The following is a 12,664-nucleotide window of genomic DNA, read 5'->3' as shown; positions in this document are numbered from 1 at the left end:
TCTAGTAGAACCACGCGCCGGCCGAGGTGCGCGGCCTTTAGCCTGCCGCGCTTCACTTCGAGGCGCAGAAAAGGAACCGATACGCTCAGGCTCCTCGCCAGTTCCTCGAACGTCCATCCGAGCTTGGGACTTTTGGATTGGGTTTCCTGATCCATGATCACACCCAGTGAATTGGAGTCGCGCGCGGAGTTACTGAAGAGGCCCGAGGCGCACCGCGCGCTATCTAAACATAGGCTCGATATGGCGGAATTGTCAAATTCCATAATCACAATGCGAGAGCAGGCTTTGGAGCTGATCTCAGGGTCTGCAGGCCGCCGGTTGGCATCTAGACGCTTATCCCTCCAGAGTGGACCGCGAAAACGAACATGGCCGAACTCATGGCCTAGGGTCATCGGAAGCCGGTTCTCGTAACGCGGATCGGAAAGCCGCTTCGCGATCAGGACCTGTGGCTTTCGATCGAAAAAGAAATCCGCGTGCCCGTCCAACTCTTCGGGCAGATGCGCATACATATCGAGATCGTCAGTTTCGCTCTCGATCATGCGGATGATGTCGTCGGGTGGGTACGGGAAGCCTGAAGACGCCCGAATGTCGATACATGAGGGCAGCTACGATCTGCTCACACTCTTCGTCCAGTTGCTCCAGCTTGAAATAAAGCAGAGGATTTGGCCGGTCCGAGCGGATCGCGAAGCAACTTCATTTTCGCTTGCCACTCGGTAATTTCACCCCCAGCGCCTTGCGGAATGCTCGGTAGGCGGCTTCGACCCGTTCCTGGTCGGCCTCGGTCTTGACGTCTGGCGGCTGCCGGTTCGCATGAAAGCACAGCACATCGGGCGAGATGCCGACAATCTTCGCCATCTGCTCGATCAGGTGGTCTTCTGGCGATGGTCATGTTCGACTGCGTTCAGATATGGAGGATCGATGTGACGCCCGTCTTCACGCTTCAATCGCGCCGCAAGCTCCCTCTGCGTAAGCCGCGCTTTCTTCCGAGCGTCTCTGAGCACCTGGCCGAAAGTTTTCATTTCAAGGGATCAGCGCCGTTCATCAAAGCTCGCCGCCTCCACTTCGCTACAGTAATGCACCGTACAAGAAACGTCATCAAACCCTACAATCGTAAAATTCCGAAAATCCACAACTATGGCCATAACTGAGCGATGAACCGCTACGTCCTCGGTAGGTATGGGGAACCTCGGCTTCTGTTTATGCGAGCAATTTAAGGGCGCGCTCTCCTCACCCGAGTTTGGGAGAGCGCGGAAGATTCCAGACGCGCTCAGTGGAGCGCTGCACGGCGTCACAAGCGCAGCGTTCGGCGTCGGCGCCGATGGCACGCCGTGTCCAGCGGAGCGAGCGCCACCGAATTTTGCCTGTTTGCTAGCCTATCTGTGGAGCGTTATTTTCCTCGGCAAAATGCATATTCGAATTCTCATGGTTTTGCCGGTGTTACTTGCGACCGGTCTTTCGATGGCCCAGGCGGCGCCCTCTACCTCTTCATCCGAGGCTCCTAAACAGATTCCCAGCTTTGATCTGACCGCGCTCGACAAAACCGCGGACCCTTGCGTGGATTTCTATCAGTACGCCTGCGGAAACTGGCTCAGGAACAATCCGATTCCGCCGGACAAGACGGTATGGGGCCGCTTTGCGTCTCTGTCCGAGCACAACCTATATGTCCTGCGCGACATCCTCGAAAAAGCCCAGGCTCCAGGACCCCATAGCGCCATCGAACAGAAAGTTGGCGACTACTACGCCTCTTGCATGGATGAAGCGACGATTGAGAAAAAGGGCACCACGCCGCTGCGGCAGGAGATGGAGCGCATCGCCGCCATCAAGTCGAAGAAAGACCTCATCCTGCAAGTTGCGCACATGCATAGCAACGGGTTTGAGGCGTTGTTCAACTTTGATTCGATGCCCGACATGCACGACTCGAACCTCACTATCGCGAACCTTGACCAGGGCGGCATCACGCTGCCTGACCGCGACTACTATCTCAAGGCGGACGCGAAATCGGTGGAAACACGGCAGAAGTATCAAGAGCATGTGCAGAAGATGTTCGAGCTTGCCGGCGACAAACCCGAAGTGGTCGCTGCTGAGGGCAAAACCGTGCTTGCCGTGGAGACCGGGCTGGCCAAGGCCGCGATGGATCGCACCGAACGCCGCGATCCCAGGAAGCGCGATCACATGATGCAGATGGCGGAAATCGCCGCCGCCGCGCCTAATTTCAATCTCACAGAGTATTTCGCCAACAATGGCTCTCCGAAGTTCTCAAAGTTAAATGTGGGCAATCCGGACTTCTTCAAGGCGGTGAACGAGCAGCTCAACGTTGCGACGCTCGATGATTGGAAGACCTACCTCCGCTGGCGCACGCTGATCACATTCACGCCGGTATTGCCCAAGGCGTTCGTCGACGAGGAGTTCGAGTTCGGCCGCAAATTTATGGCGGGCCAAAAGGAAATTGAGCCGCGATGGAAGCGATGTGTGCATTCTACCGACGATCTTGTCGGGATGGCGTTAGGCCAGCTCTACGTCGATAAAGTGTTCGGCCCGGATAGCAAGTCGCGCACATTGAAAATGGTGCAAGCCATCGAGCAAGCGATGCATAGCGATATCGGGCAAGCATCATGGATGTCGGAAGCGACCAAGCGGCAGGCGTACGCGAAGCTGAAAGCGGTCGTCAACAACATCGGATATCCCGATAAATGGCGCGATTACAGCACGGTCGTCATCACGCGCGATGACTACGCGGGCAACGCGGGGCGCGCCTTGGCATTCGAAGTGCAGCGTGAGAACAAAAAAATCCAGAAGCCGACCGACCGCAAAGACTGGGAGATGACCCCGCCGACGGTGAACGCTTCCTACAGCGCCTCACTGAATGATATCAACTTCCCGGCCGGGATCCTGCAACCGCCGTTCTACAACAAGGAGATGGACGATTCCGTCAACTTCGGCGGCATCGGCCTCGTGATCGGACACGAGCTGACCCACGGCTTCGACGATCAAGGACGCAAGTATGACGCGGCGGGTAATCTCAAGGACTGGTGGACTCCCAATGACCGCAAGGCCTTCGAACAGCGCTCCGCCTGCATCGCGGACGAGTATTCCGGCTTCGTAGCGGTGAAGGATGACAAAGGCGAAGTGCATCTTAACGGCAAGCTCACTCTGGGCGAGAACACGGCGGACAATGGTGGTCTCAAGCTGGCATACGTGGCGCTGATGAACATGATCGGTAACACCGCCGTGAAGCCCATCGACGGGTTTACGCCGCCGCAGCGCTTCTTCCTCGCATACGGCCAGATCTGGTGCCAGAACGTTACCGATGAGCAGGAGCGCGTGCTGGCTATCGTCAATCCGCATTCGCCGGGACGATGGCGGGTCAATGGCGCAGTACAAAACTCGGCCGCCTTCAAGGAAGCATTCGGATGCAAAGCCGGCCAACCTATGGTTCGTCAGCCCGCATGCGGGGTGTGGTGACCAAGATTTCTTCAGCCGAACGGTTCGAACGCGAGGGGTCGTTCCGAAGCCCCAGTATGGAAAGCAACCTAAGCTCGAGCTGCCGGGCTACCCGCGATCTCGATCTAAGATCTCCACGAATCTCACGCTGCGGTTCGGAGTAGCGACTTCTGCGCGGTGTACGGCGAAGTGGGCGATCTGAGAACTGCTGCATCAAGAAATGCACCTGATCGTTTTTGACATTGATGGGACCTTGACGGACATGGGCACGGTGGACTCGGAATGCTTTTGGCAAACCGCGAAGGAAATCTTTGGGCTGCCGTCCAACTATCCCACCTGGATTGAAGGATTGAAGGACGTCACGGGTCTCGGAATCGTCGCGCAACTGTGCGAACAGGCGTTGGCTCGAAAAATTAGCGATTCTGAGGTGGATCGTTTCAAAGGTCGGCTGGTCGCCGTACTCGAAGCCGTAGTACGCAAGGACACGGAGTGTATCCGTGCACTGCCCGGGGCCGCAGCGGTGTTGACCACGCTCCGTTCGATTGCGGATCTCAAGTCCGCTATTGCGACCGGATGCTTCCTCGCTGAGGCCGAGCTGAAGCTCCGCAGAGCCAGGCTGTTCGATCCTGGTATTCCGATGTCGAGTTGCGACGATGCGCGGTCTCGCGAGGAGATCATGACGATCTCTGCTCGCAAGGCCGTCGCCTGTTATGGCGGCAGCTTCTCCGCCGTCACATACGTGGGAGACGGAGTCTGGGACTGCCATGCTGCGCAGCGTCTGGGCCGGAACTTCATCAGGGTTGGTAGCGGCGATACGGCCCAGCGATTGCTGGATGCAGGCGCAGCAACGGTGTTGCCGGGCTTCCAGCCGAGCGGTGCGTTTTTCGATTCGATGCCATATCCAACGCGGCGATCCGTCGTCAGCCAAGTGGGACGTGACGGTGAACGCGATGGAAAAGACCGCGCTACGCGTCGACACCTGACCTTGTACGCAAGGCGCCTGATTTCCCCCCACCTTTTTCGACCACCGCGAAGTTCTTCATCAGGGAAGTTGGCACCTTGAGATGGGTGAGCGCGACCGACGAGGAAGTCTCGAATTTGGACAATCGCTTGCGACCTGCCAAACATTTGACGCAAGCATCAGAGTTTCACCCACCCTTTATCCGCCTCCGCGGCCTCCCAGATCGAGAAGCTCCAATGTTTCCTCGCTTCTCAACGAACTGTCAGACAGTACCCAGGGTCAGCATCAAGAAGCTGACTTCACGCCAAGCCCGCAACAGAGCAATGCACATTTTTGGCATTTTCCGCAACAGCGAGTTGATTTCACGTTGGCTCTGGAAGCGGAAGTACGAAACGTCGAGGCGAGTTACGAAGGTATACTCAGAGTTACATGACGTTTCATCGCGATTTCTAAGAACTCGCTTGTGCGCGGCTTTTCGGCTCGCAATACATTGCTGTCACGCCAAGCGCGAGTCCGGGCAGCGGACACTCCTCAACGAAGAGCTTTACGCCCTCTTGAGGACGGGCGTTGATAGTCTTCGCGTCGGGGCCGGCCAACGCAAGGCCGTGGTCAATAAACGCTTATCGTCGCGAAACTGACCGATCAAACGGCCAATGAGTGCGCACGAACTCACTATACAACCGGGCCATGGCAGGCGGGAGTAGCGCGGGCTCACGCCGTGTGATGATTAGGACCCCAGAGTCCACGTGGGGCACAGGTCGGAAAGCTGCAGCCGTTAGGTGCCGACCAAGGCGGAATTCCCACCAGGGTAACCACGTTGTGGAACGCAGCGTGGAGGGAGATAACGCCGCGCGCTTGCGCGCCACTTCCCACTGCACGATGAGATCGGCCCGTTCCAGGGCCATGTACGGATTTTCTAACAGGCGGCGAAGGACGTCGGTCGTATGTCCGAAAGGAAGAGATCCGATCACGCGGAACGGCCGGCTAGGAAGGGACAAGGAGAGAAAATCGCCTTCCACAACTCGCACGTTGTCTGGAAACGCCTCGCGGGTACGATCGCGCAGTCGCTCGGCCCACACCGGGTCGATCTCGATGGCGACTACCTCAACCTGGCGCCTCGCCAGGGCGATAGTGATTGCGCCGAGACCGGCACCGAGCTCGATGACGAGCTCGCCGGGGAGAAAGTCCGCTTCGGCGACGATGCGGTCAGCGATTTCGGGACGAAGGAAATTTTGACCGAGGCGGCGTCGTCGCTCGTCGCGCGGTGTCCGCCGAGGGGCGGACACGGAAGGTCACCATCATGGGCATGGCCGTACTTTACTGTCGCCGATGCTTGGCAGCAAGGAGATCCGCTGAGCCGGCGCCCCCTTAGCTCAGATGGATAGAGCAAGGAAATAGCCGTTAGCCTACGCTGGTCGCTTTGATGGCGACCGCGCTCGTGCTGGGCCTTTTCCTCCTGACCAGCGGCGTCAGCCTGATAGAAGGAATCGCGGTCTGTGCGGTCGCCGGCGCCGTGATGTACTGTGCTCGCGCACCGCACCTTCGTCTGAACCTGCCGCGGATTCAAGCTATCCCGCGCTTCGCCATCGCAAACGCGATTTTGGTGAAACGCCGACCGCGCGTGAATCGTATTGGTTAGTGGAGCGATGTCGATCGAGGCTCCAGACGTGGGAGGTATCAGTTCATGACGCGGCGATTTTTGATGGCGATTGTTGGCGCGGCGTTCATGTTCGCGATGCCGGTCGCGGCGCTGGCGCAGAACTTCGGCGGCTACGGTGGAGGGTCGTACGTCTCCGGCGGCGGTTATGGATGCGCTAGCAATCCTCAGGTCGCCCAGTTGATGCAGAAGCGCGAGGACCTCAACAACCAGATTTCGCAGGCTGACTACTATCACGACTATAACAGCGCCCATCAGTTTGCTTCCCAGCTCGACTCCGTCATCCAGCAGATCGGCCAGCTCGGTCCGAATGGATGCGCGCCTTCCGGCAGCGGCTATTCGCAGAACCAGCCCTCGTTCGCGCCGTCTGGATCGCCACAACAGTACATGAGCCAGGGTAACGGCTACGGCGCTGACGCTCAAACAGGGATATGGCGCGCCGCAAGGGTACAGTGCGCAAGAATACAGTGCGGCGAATGGCGGCGCCCCAGCTCCGAGCGGGTCTGGCTCCCTACTCGGCGCCCTCACCGGAATGGGAGCGCAGAACGGCGCACCCGGTTCCAGCGGCACAGCCAACCCCAACGGCGCAGCAGGCAGTCCGCTGACATCAATGATCGGTCCGCTCCTGCAGGGCTTCATGCACGAGCATCACCTCTGTCCCTGCACTGCTTACATTCGTCGCACATCAAAATGTCTCCGTTGGCGGTTTGCTTGCGTGGAATTCCGACGATTCGGGCGCAGGGCACTCGCTGGAAGGTTGAAGGTGTAGAGTGATTGGATCGCAGATAAAGAACAAAAAAAGCGACCTTGTTCTCGAGCATGCGCGCCCTGACGATCTCAGAGCCCTGACGCAGGTACTCATGGTGTTGGCGTCTCTTGCGCTGGTCTGGTGCGCCGCAGTGGCGAGCTCTGACATTTCGCTGTGGCTCACGTGCGCGGCGGTGCTGCTAATAAGCCTTTTCAACATCCGCGCCTTCGCGTTGATGCATGAATGCGGTCACGGGAGCTTGTTTCGAACCCAGCCTCTCAATCGCGTATTCGGTTTTGTCCTGGGCGTCGTATGTGGGATGCCGCAATTTGTATGGTCGCAGCATCACAGCTATCACCACGCCACCAACGGCGACTGGGAACGATACCGCGGACCGTACACCACACTGTCGGTCAACGAGTACGAATCGATGAGCCATAGCCAGCAGCGGCTGTATCGCGGCAAGTGCAGCATCGCTCTCGCGCCGTTCGTCGGGTTCATCTACTTGATTTTCAATCCTCGCTTCACCTGGCTGAAAGGCAGTATGGAGCTGATCAGCCACATCGTGGCGGGTAAAATCGCAAGACCGCATACGTCGATGCGGACGATCGCCTCCGGCTTTGAAACCCCCTGCTGGCAATCGCGAAAACAGTACTGGCACATGTTTTGGAACAACGTGGCGCTGCTCAGCGGATGGGCACTGATGTGCTGGGCGATCGGCCCGACGCGGTTCTTCGCGATTTATGTTGTCGCCTTATCGCTGGCGGGTGGCGCGGGGATATTGCTGTTCACGGTGCAACACAATTTCGAGCACTCCTACGCGAGCGACACCCGGCACTGGGACCACGAAACCGGCGCTATCAAAGGAACCAGCTTCCTGATTCTGCCGCGATGGCTGAATTGGTTCACAGCGAATATCGGCTACCATCACATCCATCACCTGTCCCCTCGGATTCCCAACTATCGCCTCGTCGCATGCCACGACCGATATCGAGATCTATTCGTCGGTGTGGCACGCGTGAAATTGTCTTCCGTCCCACGCGCTTTGAAATTCATTCTCTGGGATGAGCGCACGCAGCGGATCATTTCAGTCGCGGAATATCGGGCGCCGGTGGATCAGCCAGTATAGCCAGGTTGGCTAGTGGGTGGTTAGCAAAACCGCCTGTGCGCAGCAATTTGCGTCGCACCTGGGCCAGACAGCGCGCCAATTTCATCATCTGGCGGCGAGTTCGGCAAACCCTCTCTCGCCGGTAACAATCACCGCATTTCATTCTGTCCATCGCCGGATCTCCCTTTTCCCAACGGAGAAGGATCGGAGCCCTCCGCCCGCTCCGCTCGTGCATCTAGAAATCTGCGCAGGCACCTCCAGTTCGGTTTGAGAGCAACTGTCCCCAAGTCTCGAGATCGGGAAGCTACGTACAATAAGCCCATTGGAGCAAAACTGCCGCTCTTCGCGAGCGACGCAGTTACGACTAAGTCGATTCCGATTCACGCACTCACGCCGACAGTCCTACAAGTTCGGCGCTGTCGTTCCAGACGCTGACCATTAGGTCGTCGCGCCGCGCTAGCTCCGAGGGCTCCGGCCAGGTCAGCTGCCCGCGTCGAAGCGCCGCATAAACTCTCCCGTCGGGAGGACGTGTTTTCGCGAGAGCAAGCTCCGACAGCGTACGGCCCGCGTCCTCTATCGTGTTTGATTTACGCAGAATCAGCCGTAATGGCGCCGCCAGAGGTCCCCACGCGAATCGGACAAGCGCGCCCTGGTCGCGAACCAGTCCAGTGCCCGGAGTCGGTCCCGGATCGTACGCGACTACCCCGATTCCCCGAGCCCGAGCATCGGCGCGCGCCGCGAGTGCACGGGCCGTGAGGATCACGCAGAGTTTTGACGACGCATAGGCTCGCGCCGCCGCCGCCCTCGGCGATTGATCCAGATGCGGATCGATCTCGGGCTTCGCGAGCCATAGCGCATTCGCGTGACGCGGGGGCGGAATCACGGTACGTTCCGCAGGATCATGGGTGCCGCTCGTCGTGAGCAGTACGGTTCCTCCGGGACTGACACGCTCCCATAACAAGCGGACCAACAGGTAGTGGGCCAAGTGATTCAGCACGAAGGTCATCTCATAGCCTTCGGGAGTACGACCGCGGGCATAGCCGCCGGCGTTCAGAATAAGTGCGTCGATCGTGGAGTTTCCAAGCGCCCGTTCGACCTCCGCGGCGAAGATCCTCACCTGGTCGAGTTTCCTCAGGTCGAGAGGGAGGGTCTGCTCGGCGAGACGATCGCTGCTTCGCGCACCCAGGAGGAGTCTCAGGTTCTCTCCGAGGATTCGTTGCGCCGCTACTGCCCCGAGTCCCGACGTTCCACCTGTCATCACGACTGTGCCCATAAGCCTTGTCCTTTGATTTATCTTGCTGATGATTATTTGACATTACTCAGGCGACTTCATGTCGCACACATCCCACCCAATTTTCTGCAGGTTGAACTCTTCGTCCGCAAATAATGCAGACGTCCATTTTCAGCTCCCCTCTCATGGTGGCTTCTCCATAGCGAAGGCTCCTTTATTGCGCGCACAGAGCGATCGCCTTGCTCGCAGCCCGCATGGCGTACGCCAACCGACGCAGCGGCGGTCCCTTTTTTGACAGAACGCGGCTCTTCAGGATTTCGTGCTCGATTTGCTCCCGAGAGAGATCTGCTCTGGTTGCCTGGGCTTACGAATCGTGGCTGCTGGAACCGGGTCACTGGCAATGAACTTTCACCATTATCACGGGGGGGCGAATAGGCTGATCGAAGCGATTCACGATCGAATGTCGGTGATTCTCGACGAACCAACTGCAGAAGACTGGATGATTCCTGGCGAACTAGCACCGGCCCGACTGAAATCGCTACTGATGCCCGCTGCCGACGATAGTCTCGTCCTCAGTCCAGCGTCATCACTCGCGAACAGTGTGAAAAATAATGGGCCCGAGTTGCTCGTGCCCATCGAACTATCCTTGCGCAACGGAGCTTGTTTTTAGAAAGCGCGATCCGGACGCGCATTGGATGGTCACACTCTAATCGGAAAGCCTCCCGCGCACGAAAGTTCGTCGAGAAATTGTTCTGCTCCCCGCGCTGAGTTCCGGCCAACTCGCACGTAGTATGTTCTGGACCGCTCTTTCCGTAACTACTCTGTATTTACCTTCGATGTATTTTCGCCACGGGGCGTCTGGGTCATCTATCTATCGACAGGTTGATCACTCGGTTGATCGTTAACGAGCGAATGTCAGCGCTATCTACTGATAGGACAAAGGTCGGGGCAGATTCGAGATCCTCTAGCTGCGCCGCGTGTCAGACAGTCTCGTTCAAACCTGACCTCGCGCCGCAGACATGTTGCGAGCTGAGCGATGTCAACGCAGCAAACTGCTGCCACGGCTGTGGCGACCGAGCAAGTCATTTGAAAAGATGGGCAACTCCGGGTCGATCTATCGATAGGTCAACGGCCTTTTTGGAGGATGCTCGTGCGGATTTGCGAGTCGCTCCCTGCGCAACGATGGAGCCATTGGACGCCGCCCGGCGAACGAAGGTGTCGCTTGATCAGATATGAACCGGATATCCTGAGCACAGGCCTAGACGTGATTTTCTGCGGCCTGAATCCGGCCGCGAGCGCTGCAAGAGCCGGCCATAACTTCTCTAGTCGAAGCAATCGCTTCTGGACGGTGCTGCATCTTGCCGGTTTCATGGACGTTCGGCTCCAGCCAGAAGACGAGCATCGTCTGCTCGAATATGGCTGCGGTATCACAGCGGTCGTCGGCCGGCCGACCAAGCGACCGAATGAGGTGTTGCCCGAAGAATTCATGAAGGCTCGACGCAGGTTTGAAACCAAGATTCGGCTTTATGCTCCTCGTTCGATCGCCTTTCTCGGAAAGCGCGCCTTGTCGAGCATGATCGGCCGGCCAGATGTCGAGTGGGGCCAGCACGCGATGGGATTTGCACGCACGATGGCCTGGGTTCTTCCCAATCCGAGCGGTCTCAATAGGAGTTTCTCGCTTGATGCTCTGGTGACGTCGTATTCCGAGTTTCGGACGGCGCTGCTCGGCAGCTCGGCGAAGCGGGTGCCCAGGTCGATATGATCTTTGACGACATCGATCGTCCGGTCACGCACGAGTACGCTCGCGATGAGCCCGGGATATCCTGATGAAATTGGAGATAACCAGGAAAACATCCAGCCTGCGGAGGTGCCCCGGCTAACCGCTCGCTTCCGTGCGCGCGGGTCTTCGTTTTATCGAAGACAGGCTGGACCGAAGAGCGAGCACAGCCGTCTGACTTGAGCACGCGGACCGCCGGACGCGGAAATTTCTCCGGCCTGTCGACAAGCCGGATTGAACCCGTTGTGTTTTGAGGAGGCAAGGAGCTATCTATCAACAGATAGTGGTAGAATGGACCGATGAGTGACATGAAGGCTGCGATCATGGATGCGGCCGAACGGCGTATACAGCAGGGCGGTTTCGGGGGCTTCAGCTTCCGAGAAATCGCCGCGGATGTGGGCATCAAAAGCTCGAGCGTCCACTACCACTTCCGGACAAAGGAGAATCTCGCGGCGGCCGTCATTCGTCGCTGGGCGGAATATACTTCCGAATTGATCGACAAGGAGCTGAAGAAAGACCCTGATCCCGTTCGTGTCTGGACGAAGGCTTTCCGAGGAACTGCTTACTCCGAAGCTCGTATGTGCCCCTGTACCGTACTGGGCGCCGCCTCGCAGGATCTGCCGCAACCGGTTGCGAAGGAAGTGAAAGGCTTTTTCAAGATGTGCCGGGACAAGCTAGTCGCGGAAGGGCTCTCGGCAGGCAATGCGGCCGAAGTGCTATCGACCATCACGGGCGCCCTGGTCGTCGCCAATGCCCTCGGCGACACTGCCGAATATGACCGGGCCACCCGCGACTTGCTGCGTCAGCGCGCGATAGCTCCAACGGATCGTCACGGACGCCGTGGACCACGAAGGAAGCGTCTTGCGAAAATGGCCGCGAGTGATTGATGAGGCCGCTGGCCCGCGAGGCACAGCCCTCAGCGTGTAGAGGCGCGCTGGGGTGGTATCATCCCGACTGTGCCATCACTTATCCGCGCAATTCACGAATGTATGGATATTTCGTATCTAGGTTGCTGCGGTCGCCAGGGAACCGCGGATCGATGCGTCCAACCCGAATGACTTAACCCCGAACATTGCCCTTTCCTGATCAGATAGCGAACGGTACAGGTCGTCGTGCATGCTGGCGGCGTAACCGTCTTGCGGGTGTGTTTGCCCTGTCGAAATCGCGCGTTGGGCGAGGGAAATCATCGTAAAGCATGTGATTCTCCTGTCATCTCTACGACCGCGAGGCGGAGGCTGGCGGCGCGACCTCGTCTCGTGAAACCGATTTCCGCGCACGCCATTTCTCCAACATCCGCGGCAGTTCGTGTTGAATGAACTCAAAAAACGACAGCGTCTCGGCAAGTCGCCGGCCCGCCCCACTGTTGCGGCCGACCACTTCGAGTCCTTCACGCAGGCGATCCTCTATCTTGCTGAGTGTACGGTCGCGGCGCGCGATCGCCTCATACCAGACATCTTCCTGAACACAGTAGAACTCGCGCCGTGAGCCAGGTTCGCCTTCGCGGGTCAGCAGGTTGACCTGGCTCAGGTAGCGCACCGCGCCGGACACGGCTGCGGGGCTTACCTTGAGCAAGGTGCACAGTTCGGCGGAGGTGAGCCGCCCGGAATCCGACCCGAGCAAGGCTGCGAATACCCGCCCAGGCATTCGGGGAAACCCCGCCTCGATAAGTGCGTCAGCGAAGCGCGCGATGAATCGTCGCAGAGACACGTGTTCGTGCTTCACTATCTTCACATAATTGTGA

Annotated in this window: 13 protein-coding genes; 7 read left to right on the top strand and 6 right to left on the bottom strand. The window is 58.4% G+C overall.

Annotation, left to right across the window (positions count from 1 at the left end):
• The 3 genes from VGI36_19275 to VGI36_19265 all read right to left on the bottom strand — a co-directional run.
• A partial coding sequence (locus tag VGI36_19275; GenBank protein ID HEY2487291.1) for a hypothetical protein occupies nucleotides 1-539 on the bottom strand: 539 nt, incomplete at its 3' end.
• 154 nt (nucleotides 540-693) lie between these two features.
• On the bottom strand, nucleotides 694-855 hold the full coding sequence (locus tag VGI36_19270) for a hypothetical protein (protein ID HEY2487290.1): 162 nt from the start codon (nucleotides 853-855) through the stop codon (nucleotides 694-696).
• A gap of 8 nt (nucleotides 856-863) precedes the next feature.
• Nucleotides 864-1,019, bottom strand: coding sequence for a hypothetical protein (locus tag VGI36_19265; GenBank protein HEY2487289.1), 156 nt, complete (start codon nucleotides 1,017-1,019; stop codon nucleotides 864-866).
• A 415-nt stretch (nucleotides 1,020-1,434) separates the two neighbouring features.
• On the opposite strand from VGI36_19265, the gene VGI36_19260 reads away from it, so the two are divergent.
• Nucleotides 1,435-3,462: a M13 family metallopeptidase gene (locus tag VGI36_19260; protein HEY2487288.1), complete on the top strand. Its 2,028-nt coding sequence runs from the start codon at nucleotides 1,435-1,437 to the stop codon at nucleotides 3,460-3,462.
• 199 nt (nucleotides 3,463-3,661) lie between these two features.
• Nucleotides 3,662-4,504 carry an HAD family hydrolase gene (locus VGI36_19255; GenBank protein HEY2487287.1) on the top strand — a complete coding sequence of 281 codons (843 nt, stop codon included), beginning with the start codon at nucleotides 3,662-3,664 and terminating at the stop codon, nucleotides 4,502-4,504.
• 518 nt (nucleotides 4,505-5,022) lie between these two features.
• Here VGI36_19255 and VGI36_19250 read toward each other — a convergent pair.
• A complete protein-coding gene (locus VGI36_19250; GenBank protein HEY2487286.1) occupies nucleotides 5,023-5,688 on the bottom strand; it encodes an rRNA adenine N(6)-methyltransferase family protein in 666 nt (221 codons plus the stop codon).
• Between the two features lie 137 nt (nucleotides 5,689-5,825).
• Between VGI36_19250 and VGI36_19245 the strand changes: the two genes are divergently transcribed.
• Genes VGI36_19245 through VGI36_19235 form a run of 3 tightly spaced genes read left to right on the top strand, consistent with a single transcriptional unit; the run spans nucleotide 5,826 to nucleotide 7,936 of the window.
• On the top strand, nucleotides 5,826-6,041 hold the full coding sequence (locus VGI36_19245; protein ID HEY2487285.1) for a hypothetical protein: 216 nt from the start codon (nucleotides 5,826-5,828) through the stop codon (nucleotides 6,039-6,041).
• 45 nt (nucleotides 6,042-6,086) lie between these two features.
• Entirely contained in the window at nucleotides 6,087-6,833 is a 747-nt protein-coding gene (locus VGI36_19240; GenBank protein ID HEY2487284.1) for a hypothetical protein, read from the top strand.
• Nucleotides 6,830-7,936, top strand: a complete 1,107-nt coding sequence (locus VGI36_19235) for a fatty acid desaturase (protein HEY2487283.1) — start codon at nucleotides 6,830-6,832, stop codon at nucleotides 7,934-7,936. The genes VGI36_19240 and VGI36_19235 overlap by 4 nt, the downstream gene beginning before the upstream one ends.
• A gap of 367 nt (nucleotides 7,937-8,303) precedes the next feature.
• Here the strand turns inward: VGI36_19235 and VGI36_19230 are convergent, their stop codons facing one another.
• On the bottom strand, nucleotides 8,304-9,188 hold the full coding sequence (locus tag VGI36_19230) for an SDR family NAD(P)-dependent oxidoreductase (GenBank protein HEY2487282.1): 885 nt from the start codon (nucleotides 9,186-9,188) through the stop codon (nucleotides 8,304-8,306).
• 1,180 nt (nucleotides 9,189-10,368) lie between these two features.
• Here VGI36_19230 and mug point away from each other — a divergent pair.
• Nucleotides 10,369-10,908, top strand: a complete 540-nt coding sequence (mug, locus tag VGI36_19225) for a G/U mismatch-specific DNA glycosylase (GenBank protein ID HEY2487281.1) — start codon at nucleotides 10,369-10,371, stop codon at nucleotides 10,906-10,908.
• Between the two features lie 314 nt (nucleotides 10,909-11,222).
• Nucleotides 11,223-11,810, top strand: a complete 588-nt coding sequence (locus VGI36_19220; protein ID HEY2487280.1) for a TetR/AcrR family transcriptional regulator — start codon at nucleotides 11,223-11,225, stop codon at nucleotides 11,808-11,810.
• Nucleotides 11,811-12,138: 328 nt separating this feature from the next.
• Here the strand turns inward: VGI36_19220 and VGI36_19215 are convergent, their stop codons facing one another.
• Complete coding sequence (locus tag VGI36_19215) at nucleotides 12,139-12,630, bottom strand: MarR family transcriptional regulator (GenBank protein HEY2487279.1); 492 nt, start codon at nucleotides 12,628-12,630, stop codon at nucleotides 12,139-12,141.
• Nucleotides 12,631-12,664 lie beyond the last annotated feature (34 nt).

The organism is Candidatus Binataceae bacterium, assembly GCA_036495685.1.
In the GTDB taxonomy this organism is placed as follows: domain Bacteria; phylum Desulfobacterota; class Binatia; order Binatales; family Binataceae; genus JAFAHS01.
The sequence above is the reverse complement of the archived record's forward strand: the minus strand, read 5'-3'. Positions and strand labels throughout refer to the sequence as shown.

Excerpts from the sequence above, each read along its gene's own strand:
- VGI36_19270 (HEY2487290.1), bottom strand. The coding sequence starts at position 855 with ATGGCGAAGATTGTCGGCATCTCGCCCGATGTGCTGTGCTTTCATGCG.
- VGI36_19265 (HEY2487289.1), bottom strand. The coding sequence starts at position 1,019 with ATGAAAACTTTCGGCCAGGTGCTCAGAGACGCTCGGAAGAAAGCGCGG.
- VGI36_19255 (HEY2487287.1), top strand. The coding sequence starts at position 3,662 with ATGCACCTGATCGTTTTTGACATTGATGGGACCTTGACGGACATGGGC.
- VGI36_19245 (HEY2487285.1), top strand. The coding sequence starts at position 5,826 with ATGGCGACCGCGCTCGTGCTGGGCCTTTTCCTCCTGACCAGCGGCGTC.
- VGI36_19240 (HEY2487284.1), top strand. The coding sequence starts at position 6,087 with ATGACGCGGCGATTTTTGATGGCGATTGTTGGCGCGGCGTTCATGTTC.
- VGI36_19230 (HEY2487282.1), bottom strand. The coding sequence starts at position 9,188 with ATGGGCACAGTCGTGATGACAGGTGGAACGTCGGGACTCGGGGCAGTA.
- VGI36_19220 (HEY2487280.1), top strand. The coding sequence starts at position 11,223 with ATGAGTGACATGAAGGCTGCGATCATGGATGCGGCCGAACGGCGTATA.